The following is an 18,893-nucleotide window of genomic DNA, read 5'->3' on the forward strand; positions in this document are numbered from 1 at the left end:
GGGGCCCCTCACTTCGGGGTCCCTCAATGAGGTTTTCTCAACGCCTTTCGTGCCATGCATTGTTGAGGACGAGGGCGGCTTGGGCGATGGCTCCGATCCGGCCGGGGCTGATCGTCACGTGCTGGAGGGTGCGCCAGCGCTGCTTGAGTTCGGCGGCGGCGGCGCTCGCCGATCGCGCGGATGCCGCGCAGGAGCCGGTTGTGGGTCCGGGTATCCGCTGCCAGAGGTGAGGCGATGTCGGGATGGGGACGGAAGGGGGTGTGTACGCCGATGCCGGCGCCGGTGTAGCCGACATCGGCCAGGGTCGGCAGCCCGGCGCGGGCCGCGGCGTACAACGCGGGCAGCGCATGGATGCGGGCGGCGCGCAGGTCGTGCACCGAGCCGGGCTCAACGTCGGAGACCCACAGCAGCGAGCCGTCGGGAGCCGCTATGAACTGCAGGTTTCCGGCGAAGTGCCGCCCCTTGCCGGAGTACCACAGGTCGTTGCCCCGCTCGGTGGTCCCGGCCACCCGGTCGCAGGCGATGAGCGTGCCGTCCAGCACCACGTGACTCAGACCCCGCTCGCGGCAGCGCTCCAGCACCTGGTGCAGGTCAGGGGCACACTCGGCGAGGACATCTATGCCCTCGTGGAGATACCGGTAGCCGGTGGCCTGGGAGATCCCGGCGTCGCGGGCCAGGCAGTGCACGCAGGTGCGGTGGCGGAACCAGCGCAGTACCAGCACGGCCTGGCGGAACGGGCCCAGCGCCCGCGCCCCGCGTGGGGTACCGATTTTCCGGCGGTGGGCGGCCAGGAGACGGGCGAGGAAGACCACCACCGGGCGGGGGATGTCGAGCATGGCAACATGGGGGACCAACGTGAAGCCTCTGGTGTCGCAGCGGACGATCTTGTGAGAGAGAACCGTCCTACCAGGGGCTTTACGTCTGTCCGTCACCGGGGCAGGACTGTCCGGCCTGCCCCGGTATCGAAGTCTCACCCGGCTTCGCGTAGATCATTTCGCTGAGAAAACCTCACTAGGTCGTGTTTGGAAACTGCATGACATCGAGTTAACTCATCAAGACTTGCGATCTATTAGTACTCAGAGCCAGTGCCCGCCAGCGACCTGGATGATCTGCCCGGTGATCCACCGGGCCTGGTGCGAGGCCAGGAAGACCGCAGCGTCAGCGATGTCCGTGGGGTCTCCGACCCGGCCCAGTGGGATCGAGGGCTCCACCGCTGCGATCAGGTCCTCGTCCATCCATCCCGTCTGCACCGGCCCCGGAGCGATCGCGTTCACCCGCATCACCGGTCCCAGGTCCAGCGCCGCCCCGCGCGTCAGGGACTCCAGCGCGGCCTTCGAGGCACCATAGGCGACCTGGCCGGGAAAGCCTCGGGCCGCGTCGGTCGAGATGTTGACCACGCACCGCGATCCCTTGGCCGCGTCCGCCGGGATCCGACGCGAGAATTCTGCCAAGAACATGATCGGGGCGGTGACGTTGACCTGGAAAGTGCGCTCCACGCCCCCCTGGCCCAGAGTGGCGAAAGCGTCGGCCTCCTCGGCGTGCGCGGCGTTGTTGACCAGCACGTCCACCGGCCCGAGCTTCTCCTCCACTTGGTCCAGCAGCCTCCCGGCTGCTCCAGGCAGCAGGAAGTCCGCCTCGACGGCGACCGCGCCCGGCAGCGAGGCCGCGAACGCCTCCGCCTCCTCACGGGTCGCATGCGCGTGCTCCATGGAACCGGTGACCGCCCCGTCGACATAGTGCACTGCCACTCGTGCACCCTGTGCTGCGAACGCTCGCGAGATCGCAGCACCGATGTTCATCGCTCCGCCGGTGACCAGCACCGTTTTGCCTTTGAGTCCTGGGTCAATCACGGGCTGTAGTCTAGGAGGGGCGGTTCGGCGGAAGCCAAGGGTTATCGGGCACTGATCCAGGCCCGCAGCGTCCGGGCAGAGGATCTTGCCTGCCTGTCCGGCAACCTCGTCACCGTGCTCGGCCGGGAAGCCATCAGCAGTGCGGGTGATTGAGGGCCACCCCTGCTCAAGAACGTCAGGGCCCAGCACGACGAACGCCCCGGCCCCATCCCTTCGGGCAGGCCCGTCAGGGCCTGCCCGTCCGGGACGTCCAGGTGCCGCCCGTCCCAGGCCTCGGCCCCATAACCGCTTCTCATGCGCTCATCGCACCGCCTGGTCGCCGTCGATGCGCAAAATGCACCGAGCAGTACCAGAACCTGGAGAGATCTGCCCCGCGAAGCATTCGGTCCCTGGCAGACGGTGTGGAAACGCCATCGCAGGTGGGCGGCCGACGGCACCTGGGACACGGTTCTGGCCCGACTGACCGCCCAGGCGGACTCGACCGACGGGATCGACTGGACGGTCTCGGCCGACTCGACGATCAACCGGGCCCACCAGCACGCCACGAACACGGCCCGGCCGGAGACGGACACCAGCGCCGCCATCCGCCGCAGCAAGAGCGGAACTCCTGCCACCGGGGGCGAGCCCGCCGGCCACGCCATAGGCCGATCCCGTGGCGGCCTGCCCACCAAGATTCATCACGCCGTGGACGGCAACGGCCGCCCGCTGGCCGTCGTAGTCACCCCTGGCCAGGTCCACGACGCACAGGTCCTCTCTCTTGCTGGGCGACATCCGAGTCCCGCGACTCGGCCCTGGCAGGCCGCGCACCACACCGGAGGCGCTGCTCGCCGACAAGGCGTACTCCTCCAAGCAGGTCCGCGCAGACCTCGCGGTCCGTGGCATTCGCACGGTGATTCCCGAGCGTGCCGATCAGCAGGCCAACCGCAAGAGGAAGGGCCGCAGCGGTGGACGGCCCCGGACTCTGGACACCGAGACCTACAAGCGCAGGAACACCGTGGAACGATCGTTCAGCCTGCTCAAGCAGTGGCGGGGTCTGGCCACCCGTTACGGCGAACTCGCGATCGTCTACCGCTCCGCAGCCATGCTGGCAGCGGTCATCGCCTGGCTACGGAGTTGAGAGACACGACCTAGTACACCGGCGCCGAGGCCTGGCGGCCTGTCGTCAGTCGACCGGGGCGACACGGATCAGGTTGCCGTCCGGGTCGGCGACGACGAATGTGCGCCCGTACACCTCGTCGCGGGGCTCGCTGACCACGCGGACCCCTTTCGCCGTCCACCGCTCGAACCGGTGGTCGATCGCGCCGGGTCCGCCGGGCAGGGTGAGACAGACCTCGCTGGTGCGCGGTACCGACGGGGTCAGGCCGGCGGACTGTCCGCTCCAGAGCGCGAGATCCGCGCCGTCACCGAGGCTGAAGGAGATGTACTGCGGGGTCCGGAAGCCGGGCTCGATCTCCAGGAGATCGGCGTAGAAGCGGGCGGAGGCGGGGGCGTCGTTGACGTAGACGATGAACACGATCGAGGGCGACATGGCTCACTCCATGGTCGGGGCCGTCGGACCACGGGAGCGTGCCCGTCATTGGTGACGGATTCCGTCAGGTTTTCCGGGATTCTTGGTCTCGTGACTCCGGATCGCTTCTTCTCACTGCTGTTGGCGCTGCAGTCCAGGCAGACCACGACCACCGCCGACCTGGCGGCCCAGGCCGGCGTGTCGGTCCGCACCGTCCTGCGGGACCTGCGGTGGCTGCAGGAAGCAGGCTTCCCGTTGCTGATCCGCCGTGGCCGCTGCGGCGGGGTGACCCTTCTGCCCGGTGGCCGGCTCGACACGGCACGGCTCACCCCCACCGAGCGGGACCATCTCGCGCTCCCCGGTCTCGACGACACGCAGCGCGAGCAACTGGGAGACGTGACCGACGCACGGCGCGCGTACCGGAAGGTGCGGTCGGCGCTGCGTCCGCCGAACACCGCGGTGCTGCCCCTGAGCGCGGTCGTCACCACCGACAACAGACCGTGGTTCTCACCGGATGCCACGGGTCTGCCTCCGGCGGCGCTGGTGGGGGATCTGCGGCGCGGTGTGCGGTTGCGTATCCGCTACCGTCGTTCCGGGGAGAGCGAGGCCACGTGGCGGGTCGTAGACCCCTACGGCCTGCTGGCCAAGGCCGGGAGGTGGTATCTCGTGGCGGACTCCGCGGGCCGTTCCCGGCTCTACGCGCTGGAACGGCTCGTGGCCTGGGAGCCGATGCGGGCATCCCGCCGGCTGCGTTCGGACGCGACCCTGGCCGGCGTCGCGGCGGAACTGACGGCACGCTGGGAGAACCCGGAAGCCTTCCGGATCCATGCCGAGCTCGACGTGTACCAGCTCGGTCGGGCCAGGCGCATCCTCGGCCGCCGGCTGACCGTCCAAGGTGCTGTGGGAGCGCACCGGGTGGGCGTCACGGTCACCGGCCGGGACGTGGAGGACGTTCGCCTGCTCCTGCCGTTCGGCAACGGCATCACCGTGACCGGCCCCGCAAAAGCCCGTGCGCGCATCCGGCAACTCGCCATACAGATCCTTCAGGAGTACTCCCAGCACTCTCCTGACACTCCGGCGTGGACCGGGACAACCTGCGCCGGGCCGTGGCCGGGCGAACGTGCCCGGCCCGGCGGAGCCGAACCGGCCTGACCGCCCGCTACGCCCCGGGCAACGGCTTCCACGTCGTCGTGGAGGGCGTTCCGTACGCCGACCGCCACGCCGCGACGCCCCAGGCCCCGGCGCGCGCCCACCGGGGCGTCTCACGGTGCCACCCACAGGCCACCACCCCCGGGCGCGGGATGAGAAAGGTTCGGTCAAAGGCGGTCAGAACACTGCTTTGACCAGCCGCGACAGTGAACTCCGACTGGACGGCCAAGAGGTCACCGTGCGTGCCGGCTCTTCCCGGGGCACTACGGGAAGAGAGTGTCCAGAAGGCGCCGCGCCCGGCTTCCGGCCATCAGCGCCTCACCGTGACCGCACCGGGCGCCGGTGCGGCGGGCCTCGGTCCGGGCCGCGGCGGACAGCACCCCGCCGACCCGATCGATGCCGCCGAACTGGAACCCCAGCTGGGAGGTGTAGCAGGCGGCTGCGGCGATCTTGGGCGTCAGCACGGTGCCGATGTCCACCGTCACCTCGGTTGCGTCCGCGGACCGGCCGGGAGGAGGCCGACCCACGGCATACGGCGCGCGGACCGCATAGGGGACGTCGCGCCACCAGCAGGTGTGCGAGGGTGGTGCGGTGGCGGCGACCGCCCAGGCCGTGATCAGGTGGTCGACGTGGCCGCCGATCCCCCGCGGGGCGAGGACGAGGTCCGCCGGTGCCAGGTGTGGGCGGATCAGCGACTCCAGTTCCGCGCCGGCCATGTCGTCGGTGCGAGGGGAGGCGAAGAGCTCCGGCGCGCTGCCGTATCCACGGTGCGGTGCCTCGGGCAGCGGCAGGTGCACCGGGGGCAGCACGCCCAGCACCCGCTGGGCGGCGGTGTCCTCCGCGCGGCGTAGGGCCATGTAGTCGGTTTCCGCGGGCAGCCCCTTGTCGAGCTGGGTGGACAGCGCGAAGGCGCACGGATCCTCGACCGAGGCCGTGAAGCAGGTGATGACCCGCACCGACCAGCCCGCCCGGGCCAGGGCGGCCAGGACGCCCCCGGCGGAGAAGACCGCGTCGTCCAGGTGCGGGCTGACGGCCACGGCCGTACGGGCGCCCGGCGTCCGCGCGGTCACAGCAGATGCGGGGCGCGGCGGAACCGACAGGACAGGTCCACGACGGATCCGGCGGTCCCGCCGCCCGGAGCCCTTCCGGGCCGGTCCCCGGTGGACCACGCGGCGCGCACCTCCTCGTACGCGGTGCCGATGCGCCCGGCGGCCACCGGCCACGACCACCGGGACCGCACCTGCTCCAGCGCCGTCCGCACGAGGCGGTGCCGCAGTGGCGCGTCGTCGAGCACCCGCCCGACCGCCCCGGCCAGGGCGCCGGGGTCGCGCGGCGGCGCCAGCAGGCCGTTGACGCCGTCCCGCACGCAGTCCACCACCCCGACCACGCTGGTGGAGACCACCGCAAGCCCGCAGGCCATCGCCTCCAGAATGGTGTTGGAGAACCCCTCGGCCCAGGTGGGGCTGACGAAGACGTCCCCTTGACGGTAGACGGCGGGGGCCTCGTGATAGCCGGTGGGACCCAGCACCTCCACCGCGTCGGCCAGGTCCGTTCGCCGCGCCCGGCGGGTCAGCCGGTCCAGGTCGGGGCCGGTGCCGGAGACCAGCAGCCGCAGTCGCCTGCCCTCGGCCAGGAGCAGCCGCACCGCCTCCAGCAGGTCCAACACGCCTTTGCGGGCGTCGATCCGACCGTGGTAGAGGAGCGTCGGCGGGTCGCCGACCGCTCCCGGCCGCCGGCTCGGCCGGGGCCGGAACAGCTCGGTGTCGGTGGCTCCGGGGACCACCGTGAAGCGCTCGACCGGTACCCGGTGGCGGGCCGCGACCTCGGCCGCGAAGGAGGCCGAGCCGATCAGCAGGGCGGGGGCGTCCCGCAGGACCCGCCGGACCGCTGCGCGATGCGTGGCGCAGCAGGTGCCGACCCAGTGCCCGTCACCGCCCTGGATGGAGACCACGGACGGAACACCCAGCCGTTGCGACGCCTCCACCGCGGCCAGCCCCGGCGGGTATCCGTACTGGGCGTGGAGCACGTCCAGCGGCTCGCGCGCGTGCAGGCCGGCGATCGCCTCGCACAGTGCGGTGACATCGGCCTCGAAGTCCGCGGGCCGCCCGTCGGCGACGGCCTGCTCTCCCAAGGACTCCAGCGCCACCAGGCGCACGCCCCGGGGGACCCGATCGGGCGGGGGAGGGCCGCCGCCGTAGACGGCGCGTCCCTGCCGGTCGCCGCGGTACTGGGACACCAGGGTGACCTCGTGCCCCGCGGCCGTCAGGGACCGCAGCAGGTTCTCCGCGTAGGCGCTCATGCCCGACACGGTCGGCCAGTAGCGCCGCGAGACGAAGCAGATCCTCATCGCACTCCCTCCGGGGAACCGGCGACGCCGTGCGCGGCGGGTGCGTCCGGGGCCCCGTCGCTCCCGGCCCGCTCCGCGTGCCGCAGCGCCCGCAGCGCCCCGGGCACCAGGACGTCGGCGCGGTGGGCGTCACGGGACAGCTCAAGGCTCACCAGTCCGCCGTATCGCACGGCGCGCAGCGCGCCGAGCACCATGGGCAGGTCCATGTCGCCCTCACCCGGGGCGCGGTGCTCGTGCCGACCGCGGGGCATGTCCTCCACGGCCACCGCCCCCAGATCCCGGGCGTGGTTCAGCACCGCCCGGTGGGGCGCCAGGTCGCCGGACACCAGGCAGTGGCCGGTGTCCAGCGCCAGCCGCAGGCCGGGAACGCGGGCGGCCAGGCGGGACCAGCCGGCACAGTCCTCCACGAGCATGCCCGGCTCGGGCTCGAAGGCCGCGACCACGCCGCGCTCGGTCGCGTACGCCACGACGGCGCGCACTCCGTCCACCAGATACCCCCAGGCCGTCCCGCCGGAGGAGGTGTCCGTGCCCGGGGCCGGTGCTCCCGCCCAGAACGAGACCGCCTCGCTGCCCAGGTCGGCGGCGATGTCCACGCACAGCCGCAGGAAAGCCAGCCGACGGGCCCGGCCGGCCGGATCGCGGGTCACCAGGGTCGGTTCGTGTTTGCGCCTCGGGTCGAGGAGGAACCGCGCCCCGGTCTCCACCGTGCTGTCCAGCCCCAGGCGGTCCAGCCGGCGGGCCAGGGAGGCGGTGCGGGCCGCCAGACGCGGCGCGAAGGGGTCGTGGTGGGCGACATCCAGGGTGAGGGCGACACCGTCGTACCCGGTGTCCGCCAGCAGGGCCAGCGCGTCCGGCAGGCGGTGCGAGGTCATGCCGTTGGTGTTGTAGGCGTAGCGCAGGCCGTCGCCCGCCGAGGCGCTCATCGGAGGGCTCCCGCGGCGGTGCGGGCCACCGCGTGACGGTCCGGTTCGCGGTAGAGCGGGTACAGCGCCCCCACCGCCTCCTGGGCGGCCCCGACATCGAACCAGGCGGGTCCGCCCAGCCGTTCGCGGGCCTCGGCGGTGAGGTGGACCGGTCGCGCCCCGGGGCGGGGGAGGGGGCCCACCCCGGCCAGGGGTCGTCCGCTTTCCATCAGCCGCCGTACCCCGCGTTCCCCGATCCGTGCGTAGGACATCGTCTCCACCTCCATGCCGGGAACGAGGGCCTTGACCGCGTACCCGTCCGGGCCGCCCGTCTCGATCACCAGTACGTCGAAGTCGGCGAGCCGCCGCAGCAGGTCCGCCAGGAGGGCGCCGGGGTCCTCCAGGGAACCGGTCGGCACGGTCGGCAGGCCGGAGAAGGGCACGGTGGAACGCTGCGCCAGCACGGCGGGCTCCAGCAGCGCCAGCAGGCGCGGGCCGTCCAGGCCGGCCCAGGCGGTCATCGCACGCAGGGCGCGCGGCTCCTGTTCCGCCAGGGGTGAGGACAGTTCGCGGTCGAGGTAGCCCGGCGGGGCGATCCGCGCGACGGTCTCCAGCGGACTGTGGAAGAAGACCTTCCGCGCCCGGGAGGAGACGTACTCCAGCACCGCCTTGCGCAGTGCCGTCTCCCGGTCGGGATGGACGGCCTCCCCGCAGGCGGTCAGGACCAGCGGCGGAGCCATGGGATCGGCGTCGAGGCCGACGACGTGGACGTCGGCCATCGCGAATTGCGCGGAGGCCAACTTGGGCAGTACACGGATGCCAAGGCTCCGCAGCCGCCCGAGCACCGAGACGGTGACCGGGTCGGCGACCTCGTCCAACTCGATCACCACCCCCTCGTCCGTCGCGCGGTGCGCCGTCGCGTTGCCGTCGCGCTGGAGGATCTCCAGCAGAGCGTGGGACAGGGCTCGTTCGGGGGTGTCCCCGGCGCCAAGCCCGTTGGTGACCGGGGTGGTCAGCCAGCCCCCCGGCGGGGCGTCCCCGGGCAGGTCGCCGCCGCACGCCGCGGCGAACTCGGCGGGTACCAGCACCTCTTCGCCGGTGCGGTAACGGCGCGCGGGCACCCAGTCCAAGGGGCGCTCGGGGGTGTAGTCCGCGCCGGCCGGCAGGACGAGGCGGACCGGGTCGGCGACCCGGTCCCGGCCGCGCTCGCGCACCAGTTCCGCGTAGGAAGCCCGGCGGCGCTCGGTGCGCGCCAGGTGCCGCGCCGACAACACTTCCTCGACGAGTTCGCCGTACGCCCCGATATGGGCCTGGTCGGTGCCGGCTCCGTATCCGCAGGCACCCTTGCGCATGCCGTCCGGGCCGAGGTGGTCGGCGGAGACCACCGGGAAGCCGGTGCGGTCGGCCGCGCCGATGTCGAAGTCGTCCTGCTCCCCGGGTGCCAGCGCGGCGCGGTAGGCCCGCACCACCGGGTGCGTCCCGGCGGCGCTCACCGTCCGGCTCCCAGCGCGAGGGCCTCCGTGGTGGGCTGTCCGGACAGCCGGTGGTCGAACAGGCGCGTCACGTCCGCGGTGGTCACCGGGGCGGCGAACTCGAAGGGGGTGGCGACCGCGTCGAACTCCAGCTCCCCGATCACCGAGCGGTAGCGCCGCACCTCGCCGTGCGAGAGCGGTACGCGGGCGTGGTAGGCCTTGTGGCAGGACAGGGCACGTGGCACGGTGCCGTCCAGGTCGACCTTGAGGGCGTCGCCGCAGAAGAGGATTCCCCGGTGTGCGTCGTGCAGGACGCAGTGGCCGTCGAAGTGCCCGCCGGTGCGGTACATCGTCAGCCCCGGGGCCGGCTCCAGGGTCTCGTCCACCGGCCAGGTCACCCGGAACGCCTTGGTCCACTCCAGGTCCCGCGTGCCGACGGCGACCACCGGGGGAGCGAAGTGCCGCTGGAGCTGCCACAGGGCGCCGTAGCCGTGCACATGGCTGGCGCCCAGCCAGGTGATGCCGCCGAGCCGTTCGATCTCGGCCAGTGCCTCGGGAGGGTAGTACGGTGCCGCCTCCCAGGCGGCGTTGCCGTTCCCGGTCTCGATCAGCCAGCCCGTCGATCCCAGACCGAAGGAGGGGACGGTGCGGAACCCGGTGACGCCCGGGGCCGGCCGGTGCCAGTCGGCGGTGAGGAGGGCGCCGACCGTCTTCTCCTCCACCAGGTCCCAGCCGTCCTCGGGCAGCGCGTTGCGCACGTCGCCGCAGACCGGACAGCCGGGCGGGGTACCGAACCACCGCTGCCAGTGGCCGCAGTGGGCACAGGCGTACATGCTCAGGGTCATCGTCGGCCTTCCTCGGTGGTGAGGGGGATCCGGCCCGCGGCCGGAAACGAGGGGGGAACTTCGGCGGTGGCCCCGTCGGCGCGGGCCAGTGCTTCCAGCAGCAGCCCGTGCAGGGCCAGGTCGCGCCGCAGCGGCCACGGCCAGATCCGCTCCCGTGCGGCACCGTCGCGCGCCGCCGTCACGGCCGCGGAGAATCCGCTGACCTGTCCGCCGAAGGGCGAGGCACCGGCGTCGAACGCGACGGGAACGCGCCGCGCGGTGTCCGCGCCGGTGAGCCACACCGCTCCTCCGGCGTCCTGACCGAGGGTGTCGGTCGCGGTCAGCAACCCGCGGGTGCCGACGATCTCCAGTCGGCGGCGGGGCAGCGCGTCGGGGGTGTTGTAGGCGACGTGGAGACAGACCAGGACCCCGCCGTCGGTCCGGCCGGCCAGGACAGCGCCGTCGTCGACCCGGTAGGGGTGCACCCGGTGCTGGACCAGCGCCGCCAGTTGCGTCACGTCGTCCCCGCCGAGCAGCACCCCCACCAGATCGAGTCCGTGCGGGGCCAGGTCGATCAGGGCTCCGCCGCCGGCCCGCGCCGGGTCGGCGCGCCAGTTGTCGCAGTGGCCGCCGTCCGGTGACCAGGCGGGTGGCAGCCAGCAGCAGTAGGTCATCCGCACCGCGGTGACCGTGCCCAGCCCGCCGGAGGCCACCACCTCCCGCGCGGCCCGGTGGGCCGGGTGGAACCGCTGGTCGTAGGCGGTGGCCGCCGGCACCCCCGCGCGTTCACAGGCTGTGACCAGACGCTCGGCGTCGGCGAGGTCGGCGGCGAGCGGCTTCTCGCACAGCACTGCCGCTCCCGCCGCTGCGGCGGCCTCGGCCACGGGGCGGTGGGTGTGATTGGGCGTGGCCACGTACACCGCGTCGGGCCGGTGGTCGGCCAGCAGATCCGCGAGACGGGGGACGGCCCGGACACCGGGCGCCCGGGCGGCCAGCCGCGCGGCGGCGACCGGGTCGGTGTCGGTCACGGCGACCAGGCGGGGGACCGCGGTGGCCGGCCGCTGCCGGGCGGCCTCCAGCAGTCCGGGCAGGAAGTGGTCGCGGGCGACCCATCCGCACCCGGCGATCGCCCACCGGCACGTGGTCGCGGCGGCCGACGTGTCGGCGTTCACCATCGCTCCGGCAGGTCCAGGAGCACCCTGCGGCGGGCCAGCCCGGCCACCTCGGGCGTCAGGCGCCCCGCTCGCGCGTCCGCGAGCAGGGCGGGGGAGAGAACGACGCGGCTCGGCAGGTAACCGGCGGCATCCCGCCCGTACTCGTCCCGCCAGCGTGGGCTCGGCCAGCGCAGCAGACCGTCACGGTAGAGGGGGTTGAGCCGCAGGGGCCGCCCGGGGACGGGCCGGGCCGGGGTCGGCAGGGCCCCTCCGGGCGGTGGAGGCGGGGCATCGGCCAGGGCGAGGGCCTCGCAGTGCGCCAGGTCCTCCACCGAACGCGGGCGGGGGGCGACACCGTCCAGCAGGGCGCGGGTCAGACCGGCGTCGTCGTAGCAGACGGCCCCCGGCAGCAGCGACCGCCAGCCGGCCGGATCCAGCGGCAGACCGGCACTCGGCCCGGGGACCAGTGCGTTGTGGCAGTGGCCCAGGACGACGGCGCCGCCGTCGGCGTGCCTCAGGGCGCGGTCCACCATCTCCCGCTTGCGGGGCAGGAAGTACAGCGCGTCGTGACAGGTCACGTAGGCCGGCCCGTGCGGGCGCAGCGGCCACGGGGCGGTCAGGTCGGCGCACACCAGCCGCGCCTCGGGCACGACGAACCGCCGGGCCAGCCACAGTTTGGCGAAGACCACGTCGATGCCGGTCAGGTCCCGGTGCCCGCGCAGCGCCAGCTCCCGCAGCAGGTGTCCCGTGCCGCAGGCCAGTTCCAGCACCGGTCGGGGGCCGGGCGGATGGTGTGCGGTCAGGGCGAGTACGGCCAGCCAGGTCGGGTCGCTCCACCGGTGCAGGAAGTAGTCCCCGACCCTGCCCAGACCCAACAGCGTCACCGCCTCGCGCAAGGTGGCGGCCTTCAGCGCGGCGCGCAGCGTCCCGGGAGGCGGGACCGGGCCGTCCCACCAGTCGTCGGTGTCGGCGAGCAGGACGACCGCGGCACCGTCCGGGTCGCCCTCTTCGATACGGCGCACGGCCCGCTCACGCAGCTCCTCGCGGCCGGCGCGCAACCAGGGGATGCCCGCCACCACGGGCCAGAGCCGTTCGCCGTCGGACAGCAGACCGGGCCCGCGTGACCGCAGCGGGGCTCCGCCGACCGGGCTGACCAGACCGGTCACGGCCGCCTTCGCCGCGGGACCCGCGGCCGGGCTCCTCACGCCGCCTCCGCCGCGGCCAGCACGGCCCGGTGGAAGCCGGACACCGCGCAGGGATGCACCAGGTCCAGGTCGTCCAGCGCCTGCCCGGCGGTGAAGGCGGCGGCCCGTGCGTGGTGGTGGACCTGCAGCACCCGGTCCAGTACATCGGCGGCGTGGAAAGCCCGGGCGGCCGGGTGCACGGCCTCCTCGCGCAGGGCGAGCAGACCGGTCAGACGCGAGGCGAGGGGGCCGGGCAGAGCCGCGAGTGGTCGATCGGTCAGCCGCGCCGTGATGCCCGGCAGGTGCTCGCCCAGCAGCTCCTCCCCGGCGAAGCCCGCGTCGGGCAGCACCGCGTTGTGCAGGTGATGGGCCAGACCGAGCAGGAAGGCGTCGGCGGGGTCGGCGCCGAACACTTCGGCCAGCAACCCGCCGTAGACGGCGACCGCCCAGCAGTGGTCACCATGGCTCTCGGGCGGCTCCACCATCAGCCGCGGGCGCCCGGGCCGTGTGGCACCCGCCCGCGGCTGGGCGCACAGGTCCACCGCGAACCCCGGCGCCGGGGCGTCGTGGTGCTCCGCCCCGGCCAGCCGCGGCAGCGCTTCCCGCAGCCGGCCGAGGGTCACCGCGTCCAACCTGCCCGTATGCCGCCCGACCGAGCGGGCCAGCACGGCCGCAGCCTCGGAAACCGTCAGCCCGCACCGCCGCAGCACCGGGCCGTCCACACCCGCCAGACGTGCCCCGGCCACGGCGGCAGCGCACTCCAGGGCGGCGATCCGGCCGGGGCCGGCACCCCGGGCCAGCGCCGCCCACGACCGGAGGAAGGCGCGTCCCGCCATCGAGGCAGTGCTGTCGGCCGTCCGGACCCGCTTGAGGTCGCCGATCTCGCGCAGCAGGGGGGCGGCCGCCCGCAGGGCATCGCGCGGCACCTGGAGCGAGGCCTGCCGCGCCGGGCGGGGAGCGGCCCGCGTCACGACCGTCCGTCCCGCGGCGTCCGACCGTCCAGCCAGTCCAGCAGGGCGCGCTCCTGCCGGTGCAGCGCGTGCTCCGGGACGCGTCCGTCGACGGTCATGGGGGCCTTGAAGAAGAACCCGAACTGCTCCTGCACCCCGCGCTCCCCACGCCGCCGCGCCTCCGCCAGCAGACGCACCAGCTCCAGTACCAGCGGGGCGGCCAGGGCGGAGTCCTGACACAGGAAGTCGATCTTCACCTGCATCCGGCGGCCGAGGAAACCGACCAGGTCGATGTTGTCCCACGCCTCCTTCCGGTCGCCGCGCGGCCGGTAGTAGTCGATGCGCACCAGGTGGTCCTCGACCGGGTAGCCGAGCACTGCGTCCAGCACCGACTCCTTGGCGGCCGTCTTGCTGGCCAGCGAGCCCGGATCCTCCAGCGCCCGACCGTCGCGGTTGCCCAGCAGGTTGGTGGAGTACCAGCCCTCCACCCGCAGCGCCCGGGACCGCAACGCCGGGGCGAGGACCGTCTTGACCATCGTCTGCCCGGTCTTGCCGTCCTTGCCGGCGATCGGCACGTGCCGCCGCTCGGCCAGCAGCGTCAGGGCCGGTACGTCGGCTCCGACGCTCGGGGTGAAGTTCACGTACGCCATGCCCTCCCGCAGCGCCGCGTAGGCGTAGAGCATGGCGGGGGTGATCGCCTCGCTCCCACCGTCCAGCGCGTCCTCGAAGGCTTCGGGGGAGGCCAGGGACGACGCCGCCGGGTCCGGTTGCCGCTCGGTCGAGGCGAGGTTGACCACGACCACCTCCTCCAGCGCCTGCTCGGCCCGGAAGCGCCGCAGGTCCTCCCGTATCCGGTCGGTCTGCTCGCGCAGGTCGCCGGACGGCATGACGTTGGCGCCGCCGACCCCGCGGCAGTAGGCCGGATCGGCCACGGCCGGCCAGGGCCGCACCCGCTGCAGCCGGGGCGCAACGGCCTCGATCTGGGCGGGGTCCAGCACTTGGTGGAAGTGGGCGGCCTTGGCCAGGTCGTCGGCGGACACGTCCCAGCCGCCGAACACCAGCCCCTCGTAGGGCACCAGGTCCGTACGCGCTGCCAGCGGAAGTCCGTCCTGACCGCAGGCCCCGAGCCTGAGCAGTTCCACCCCGGCCACGGCGGTCGTGGCCACCGCGCCGCCCAGCCCCACGACGGCCACACCCAGCCGGTCCACCGGCTCGTTCCCGCTTCCGTGGCGGGAGGGACGCCTCTCGGTCAGCGTGTTCATCGCTCTCTCCGATCGACTCGCACGGCGGCCGCGGCCGAGGCCCGGCGACGGAGTGGAACCCGTCCGGAGGCCCCCGCGGACCCGCGAAAGCTGTCACGTACGTGGCGGAACGGACGCGCCGCCCCGACGTCATCAAGGTTCGGCGCGGCCATGGACCGGCGCATCCGCGGGAAAAGCCGTGATCCGGGGGTTTCGTCCTTGCCGTGCGACGGTGGCGCGCCGATGCGGGCACCGCGTGCCCGTCGCGCCGCGCACGTGATCGGCCGGCCAGGACGGCCGAACGGGTGAATCCCCCAGGGCGGCCGGTGCGGGCCGGCCCCGGGGGCGGCGGGCGGAGGCGTCCGTCGAGCCGCCCACTGCGCTGGAGGCGGAGAACGCCGCTCCGCGCAAGAAGGTCCGCGAGCCGGAGGAAGAGCGCGAGATCCTGCGGAAGGCGGCGAAGTGTTTCGCCGGCCAGACGCGCTGGTGAACCGCTTCCAGCCCGTCGCCGGCCACCAGCGCCGCTCCGGCGTGAAGCGGCTGTGCACCATCCTCGACGTCTCCCGCTCCAGCTTCTCCTACCGGCGCCGCACCGCCGCCGACCGGGCAGCGAGGCAGGCGGTGCGGCGCCGGTCTCGCCGCCCGGATACGGGCCGTGCACCGCGAGTCGGACGGCACCCACGGCGTCCCGAGGATCACCGCCGAGCTCCGCGAGAACGGCGAGCGGGTCGACCGCAAGCGCGTCGCGCGCGTGATGCGGAGCATCAATCTGGCCGGCCCGAGGCTGCGGCGCAGACACCGCACCACGACTCCGGACCCGGCCGGGGTGAAGGCCCCGGACCTGATCGGCCGCGACTTCACCGCACGTGAGACGAATACCCGGCCACCGTCATCGACCTCGCCTCACGGTGTCTGACCGGCTGGGTGATCGCGGACCACCTGCGCACCGGTCTCGTCGTCGACGCCCTGGACGCCGTGAGGCGCCCCCGCGGCAGCCTCGCCGGAGCGGTCCTGCACACCGACCACGGCGCCCAGGGCGGATTCAAGTGGTCGTCGCAACACCTCGATGACGAGGGAGAATGTTGTGGCGCAGGGACGAGCGCGGGACCCCCTCCAGGGCCGCAAGAGCTGGTCCGGCGAGCGCGAGGCCCGGCTCGACGCGTTCCGCTGGCTGCACCGCTACAACACCCGACGCCGCCACTCCCGCCTCGGGCACCGCAGCCCCATCGCCTACGAGAACGCCTTCCGAACGACATCAACTACGCTGGCGCCAGCCGCGTAACCCATGTCCAGGAACCGGGGTCAAGGCCCGGGACCCGGAGTGGGACGCCGTGGTCTTCGACACCACCCCCGCCGACACCGTCCGCCGCTGCGGGGGCCATCCCGACTGGATCCGTTTCGCTACCGGCGAGGACGGCAACTACCTCGCCGTGGACACGGAACGGACCCCGCCCGCCTGGCCGCCGCCCGCCTGGCCGGAGACGACGTGACCTTCGGCGACTGCCTCGCTCTGGCCTCCCGCCTCGGCCTGGACACCGGCGACGCGTTCCGCGTCGCCGGCAGCCTCTGAGCACCGGAGCCGCGGACAGACACCCTCCTGCCCATCCTCCCCGCCGACGTGGAGGTGTTCCGCGGGAGCCAGGCCGGCCACAGTCGGCACCTCCACAGTGGTGGTCGCGCGGGGTGATCGGTTACGGGCGTGCGCGTCCGTGTGAAACCGACTGTGCGGCCCGCCGTAACCGCCCCATCGCCTCGACAGCCGCCCGGACCTCGGGCAGCAGCGCCCGATCGGCCTCGGTGAGGACGGACGTTCGGCTGGAGTGATCGAAAAGGGCCACGCCGAGACGCTTCTCGAGATCGCGAAGTCCGCCGCAGCCGACGCCGGTCGTGCCGGTCGAGCGCGTAGAGCACACCCGGGGTGATCCGGCGCCCGCCATGTCCGTGATCTCCCCGGACCCAGAAAGGCGGAAACAGGAGAAGCCCCGCGGGCGTGGGAGACGGTCCGGTATTCACCACGGCGTTCGCTGCTGGCTGACCATTGTCCCTGGGCGTGGGGGTGTGGCGGCCTGCGCTGCCAGGATGGCCGCCATGCTCTCATTTTCTGTACAGGCCGTACCGAACGACATGAACTCCTGGATCACTCTCGCCCGGCACTGCGAGACGGCGGGTTTCGACGCGCTGCTTGTCCCCGACCATCCGGGGGCGGCGGCCTCCCCGTTCGTGGCACTGGCTGCCGCGGCACCGGTCACCGAACGCATCGGCCTCGGGCCCTATGTGGCCAACGCCGGGGTGCGCGAGCCACTGCTGCTCGCCTCCGACATCGCGACCCTGGACGTCGTCTCGGGCGGTCGGGCCCGGATGGCACTGGGCGCCGGACACACCCCCGCCGAGTGGGCCATGGTCGGCTCGCGGCGCCCCGACGTCGCCGGACGTGTACGACGCTTCACCGCCGTGGCCGAGGCGTGCCGCACACTGCTGGCGGGGGAGGAGGTGACCCTCGACGGCCCTGAGGTGTACGCCCGGTCGGCCCGGCTGGAGAAGCCGCGCCCGGTACAGGACCGGGTACCGTTCACCTTCGGCGGCGGCAACTCCACCCTGCTGCGGTGGGCGGGCGAGCACGCCGATGCCGTCGCGCTGAGCGGACTCGGCCGTACCCTGCCGGACGGGCACAGCCACGAGGTGCGGTGGCGGAGCGAGGACATCGACCGGCAGGTGGAACTGGTCGAGCGGGGTGCCGCCGGACGGGAGAGCCCGCCCGCGCGCGAGGCGCTCGTCCAGGTGGTGGAGGTCACCGACCACGCGGAGTCCGCCGCGCACCGTTTCGCCGAGCTGACCGGATGTACCGCGCAGGAGGTACTGGGCGCCCCGTACGCCTGGATCGGGACCGAGGAAGAGATCGTCGCCTCGCTGGCCGAGTACGAGCGGCGCTGGGGCATCACTCGCTATGTGGTGCGCGAGCCGGCCCTGGAGGACGCCGGGAAGCTGCTCGCCCGTCTCCGCGCGAACCGAGTGGGGCCGTGATCCCGGCCGCGGGACCGCAGTCATGCCCCGCGTGTTCGTCGTGACTGGCGGCCTCCGGTCCTGTGGCAGACGCCGGTGAACACGGAGCTGACCGGCGGGAGCAGGCACCCTCGCACCACGCAGAGCATCACCCTGGACGACACGGCGCAGCAGGTCCTGCGCGAGAGTGGCCTGGAGCGGGTGGGCAGCCCGGTCGACCGCTGACGTGGCGTCTGTTCGGCCCGGGGAGGCAGTTTACGCAACCGTGCCCGGAAGCGCTGCCCACGCCGTTCGAGGACAGGGAGACGGAGACCATGAACGTCCATTGGAGTTCCTCCCATGCGGTCCAGGTGAGCGGCACGCCGCGCAGGGCCCGGGCGACGGAGAGGGGGCGGGCCGCCCTCCCGCGCCGCGTCGCCGCGGACAGGCGGCGATAGAGGCGAGCCGCCGACAATCGGTCACGTGTTCCCAGGCATACCGTGACCGTCCCTCGTTCGGGTGGCTCCTGGTGCTATCACTCCGTGCTGGGCTGTGTTGCCCGCCCATGCTCTTCCCGGGGCCGCGCCTTGCTGCCCCGGGAAGAGGTGAAAGTACAGGATGAGCGCGACACGACGAGGAATCATAGGAGGGGCGCTGGCCGCGCCCCTGCTTGCCAGTCTCACGCCGACGGCCTTTGGCGCCTCCGCGGGCCCGGAGCTGGGCAGGATCTCGGACGCCTGGGTGGATCTGCGATGGAGCAAGCACACCCAGGACGAGTTGGACCGTCTCGGGGTCACCGTGGAGCCGGTCGCTCCGGCCAGCGGGAACCAGAACAGCGGTGGGGGAAGGGTTCGTTTCCCGGTACGGTCGGCGACCGGCGACCCCTCGGTGGACGATCCCGGGCGAGCCCGGGGCACCGCGGTCCTCGGAGGTGGCCTGGTGCTGCGGACTCCCGCCGGTGAGTTCCGGCTGTCCGACCTGGTGTCCTCGCTGGAGGGCGAGACGGTCTCCGGGGAGGCCACCGTCAACGGCCTGGTGACCGCCCTGCAGTCGGTGTTCACCTTCACCGCGGGGGAGGGGCGCCTGGACGCGGCGCCGGTGCCTCCCGGTCGGCCGATGAGGATCCAGATCGTCGGCGTGCCGATGCGCCTGACCGAGGCATCGCTGGAGGTGTTCGAGACCACCTTCGGTCCGTCGGGTCTGACCACGAAGACCGTTCTCGGGCACCTCACGGCCGGGGGCGTGTACACGCCGCCCGAGCCGTGATCGGCTGACGGCCGGGGGTCTAGGAGCCCCGGCCGTCTCCGCAGCCGGTTGACGCGGGTTTGCCTCGG

Annotated in this window: 18 protein-coding genes and 2 pseudogenes; 8 read left to right on the plus strand and 12 right to left on the minus strand. The window is 73.2% G+C overall.

Going from position 1 to position 18,893, the window contains the following annotated elements; translation table 11 throughout:
• Positions 1 to 37: 37 nt before the first annotated feature.
• Both AC2CJA_RS04565 and AC2CJA_RS04570 read right to left on the minus strand, forming a co-directional pair.
• Positions 38 to 854, minus strand: a pseudogene (locus AC2CJA_RS04565) (transposase family protein).
• Between the two features lie 222 nt (positions 855 to 1,076).
• Positions 1,077 to 1,850: an SDR family NAD(P)-dependent oxidoreductase gene (locus AC2CJA_RS04570; protein ID WP_484601351.1), complete on the minus strand. Its 774-nt coding sequence runs from the start codon at positions 1,848 to 1,850 to the stop codon at positions 1,077 to 1,079.
• Positions 1,851 to 2,207: 357 nt separating this feature from the next.
• Between AC2CJA_RS04570 and AC2CJA_RS04575 the strand changes: the two are divergent.
• Positions 2,208 to 2,967, plus strand: a pseudogene (locus tag AC2CJA_RS04575) (IS5 family transposase); the annotation flags it as partial.
• Positions 2,968 to 3,012: 45 nt separating this feature from the next.
• On the opposite strand, the gene AC2CJA_RS04580 reads toward AC2CJA_RS04575, so the two are convergent.
• The gene (locus AC2CJA_RS04580; protein WP_484601352.1) at positions 3,013 to 3,378 is read right to left on the minus strand and encodes a VOC family protein; all 366 of its coding nucleotides are present in this window, start codon (positions 3,376 to 3,378) and stop codon (positions 3,013 to 3,015) included.
• Between the two features lie 90 nt (positions 3,379 to 3,468).
• Between AC2CJA_RS04580 and AC2CJA_RS04585 the strand changes: the two genes are divergently transcribed.
• Positions 3,469 to 4,509 (plus strand): helix-turn-helix transcriptional regulator, encoded by a 1,041-nt coding sequence (locus AC2CJA_RS04585; protein WP_484601353.1) that lies wholly within the window; start codon positions 3,469 to 3,471, stop codon positions 4,507 to 4,509.
• Between the two features lie 260 nt (positions 4,510 to 4,769).
• On the opposite strand, the gene AC2CJA_RS04590 is transcribed toward AC2CJA_RS04585, so the two are convergent.
• The 9 genes from AC2CJA_RS04590 to AC2CJA_RS04630 are packed head-to-tail and all read right to left on the minus strand — an operon-like array spanning position 4,770 to position 14,601.
• On the minus strand, positions 4,770 to 5,576 hold the full coding sequence (locus AC2CJA_RS04590; protein WP_484601354.1) for a PIG-L deacetylase family protein: 807 nt from the start codon (positions 5,574 to 5,576) through the stop codon (positions 4,770 to 4,772).
• Entirely contained in the window at positions 5,573 to 6,853 is a 1,281-nt protein-coding gene (locus AC2CJA_RS04595) for a glycosyltransferase family 4 protein (RefSeq protein WP_484601355.1), read from the minus strand. Before AC2CJA_RS04595 ends, AC2CJA_RS04590 begins: the two co-directional genes overlap by 4 nt.
• Positions 6,850 to 7,776, minus strand: a complete 927-nt coding sequence (locus AC2CJA_RS04600) for a sugar phosphate isomerase/epimerase family protein (RefSeq protein WP_484601356.1) — start codon at positions 7,774 to 7,776, stop codon at positions 6,850 to 6,852. Before AC2CJA_RS04600 ends, AC2CJA_RS04595 begins: the two co-directional genes overlap by 4 nt.
• Positions 7,773 to 9,248: a YcaO-like family protein gene (locus AC2CJA_RS04605; protein ID WP_484601357.1), complete on the minus strand. Its 1,476-nt coding sequence runs from the start codon at positions 9,246 to 9,248 to the stop codon at positions 7,773 to 7,775. Before AC2CJA_RS04605 ends, AC2CJA_RS04600 begins: the two co-directional genes overlap by 4 nt.
• Positions 9,245 to 10,072 (minus strand): MBL fold metallo-hydrolase, encoded by an 828-nt coding sequence (locus AC2CJA_RS04610; RefSeq protein WP_484601358.1) that lies wholly within the window; start codon positions 10,070 to 10,072, stop codon positions 9,245 to 9,247. The genes AC2CJA_RS04605 and AC2CJA_RS04610 overlap by 4 nt, the downstream gene beginning before the upstream one ends.
• Positions 10,069 to 11,226: a Gfo/Idh/MocA family protein gene (locus tag AC2CJA_RS04615; protein ID WP_484601359.1), complete on the minus strand. Its 1,158-nt coding sequence runs from the start codon at positions 11,224 to 11,226 to the stop codon at positions 10,069 to 10,071. Before AC2CJA_RS04615 ends, AC2CJA_RS04610 begins: the two co-directional genes overlap by 4 nt.
• Positions 11,220 to 12,410 carry a class I SAM-dependent methyltransferase gene (locus AC2CJA_RS04620; protein WP_484601360.1) on the minus strand — a complete coding sequence of 397 codons (1,191 nt, stop codon included), beginning with the start codon at positions 12,408 to 12,410 and terminating at the stop codon, positions 11,220 to 11,222. Before AC2CJA_RS04620 ends, AC2CJA_RS04615 begins: the two co-directional genes overlap by 7 nt.
• Positions 12,407 to 13,360, minus strand: coding sequence for an HD domain-containing protein (locus tag AC2CJA_RS04625; RefSeq protein WP_484601361.1), 954 nt, complete (start codon positions 13,358 to 13,360; stop codon positions 12,407 to 12,409). The genes AC2CJA_RS04620 and AC2CJA_RS04625 overlap by 4 nt, the downstream gene beginning before the upstream one ends.
• Positions 13,357 to 14,601 (minus strand): inositol-3-phosphate synthase, encoded by a 1,245-nt coding sequence (locus tag AC2CJA_RS04630; RefSeq protein ID WP_484601362.1) that lies wholly within the window; start codon positions 14,599 to 14,601, stop codon positions 13,357 to 13,359. Before AC2CJA_RS04630 ends, AC2CJA_RS04625 begins: the two co-directional genes overlap by 4 nt.
• A gap of 625 nt (positions 14,602 to 15,226) precedes the next feature.
• Between AC2CJA_RS04630 and AC2CJA_RS04635 the strand changes: the two genes are divergently transcribed.
• The 6 genes from AC2CJA_RS04635 to AC2CJA_RS04660 all read left to right on the plus strand — a co-directional run bounded on the left by AC2CJA_RS04635 (position 15,227) and on the right by AC2CJA_RS04660 (position 18,825).
• Positions 15,227 to 15,496, plus strand: a complete 270-nt coding sequence (locus AC2CJA_RS04635; protein WP_484601368.1) for an IS3 family transposase — start codon at positions 15,227 to 15,229, stop codon at positions 15,494 to 15,496.
• Between the two features lie 168 nt (positions 15,497 to 15,664).
• Positions 15,665 to 15,862, plus strand: coding sequence for an integrase core domain-containing protein (locus tag AC2CJA_RS04640; RefSeq protein WP_484601363.1), 198 nt, complete (start codon positions 15,665 to 15,667; stop codon positions 15,860 to 15,862).
• A gap of 49 nt (positions 15,863 to 15,911) precedes the next feature.
• Positions 15,912 to 16,070, plus strand: a complete 159-nt coding sequence (locus tag AC2CJA_RS04645; RefSeq protein WP_484601364.1) for a hypothetical protein — start codon at positions 15,912 to 15,914, stop codon at positions 16,068 to 16,070.
• 589 nt (positions 16,071 to 16,659) lie between these two features.
• Positions 16,660 to 17,601 carry an LLM class flavin-dependent oxidoreductase gene (locus tag AC2CJA_RS04650; RefSeq protein WP_484601365.1) on the plus strand — a complete coding sequence of 314 codons (942 nt, stop codon included), beginning with the start codon at positions 16,660 to 16,662 and terminating at the stop codon, positions 17,599 to 17,601.
• Positions 17,602 to 17,676: 75 nt separating this feature from the next.
• Positions 17,677 to 17,805, plus strand: coding sequence for a hypothetical protein (locus AC2CJA_RS04655; protein ID WP_484601366.1), 129 nt, complete (start codon positions 17,677 to 17,679; stop codon positions 17,803 to 17,805).
• Positions 17,806 to 18,177: 372 nt separating this feature from the next.
• On the plus strand, positions 18,178 to 18,825 hold the full coding sequence (locus AC2CJA_RS04660) for a hypothetical protein (RefSeq protein WP_484601367.1): 648 nt from the start codon (positions 18,178 to 18,180) through the stop codon (positions 18,823 to 18,825).
• The last annotated feature ends 68 nt before the right edge of the window (positions 18,826 to 18,893 follow it).

It is taken from the genome of Streptomyces sp. ATLC9 (assembly GCF_057196705.1).

Coding starts and splice junctions, on each gene's coding strand:
- AC2CJA_RS04650 (WP_484601365.1), top strand. CDS start 16,660: ATGGCCGCCATGCTCTCATTTTCTGTACAGGCCGTACCGAACGACATG.
- AC2CJA_RS04615 (WP_484601359.1), bottom strand. CDS start 11,226: ATGGTGAACGCCGACACGTCGGCCGCCGCGACCACGTGCCGGTGGGCG.
- AC2CJA_RS04600 (WP_484601356.1), bottom strand. CDS start 7,776: ATGAGCGCCTCGGCGGGCGACGGCCTGCGCTACGCCTACAACACCAAC.
- AC2CJA_RS04660 (WP_484601367.1), top strand. CDS start 18,178: ATGAGCGCGACACGACGAGGAATCATAGGAGGGGCGCTGGCCGCGCCC.
- AC2CJA_RS04610 (WP_484601358.1), bottom strand. CDS start 10,072: ATGACCCTGAGCATGTACGCCTGTGCCCACTGCGGCCACTGGCAGCGG.
- AC2CJA_RS04630 (WP_484601362.1), bottom strand. CDS start 14,601: ATGAACACGCTGACCGAGAGGCGTCCCTCCCGCCACGGAAGCGGGAAC.
- AC2CJA_RS04580 (WP_484601352.1), bottom strand. CDS start 3,378: ATGTCGCCCTCGATCGTGTTCATCGTCTACGTCAACGACGCCCCCGCC.
- AC2CJA_RS04595 (WP_484601355.1), bottom strand. CDS start 6,853: ATGAGGATCTGCTTCGTCTCGCGGCGCTACTGGCCGACCGTGTCGGGC.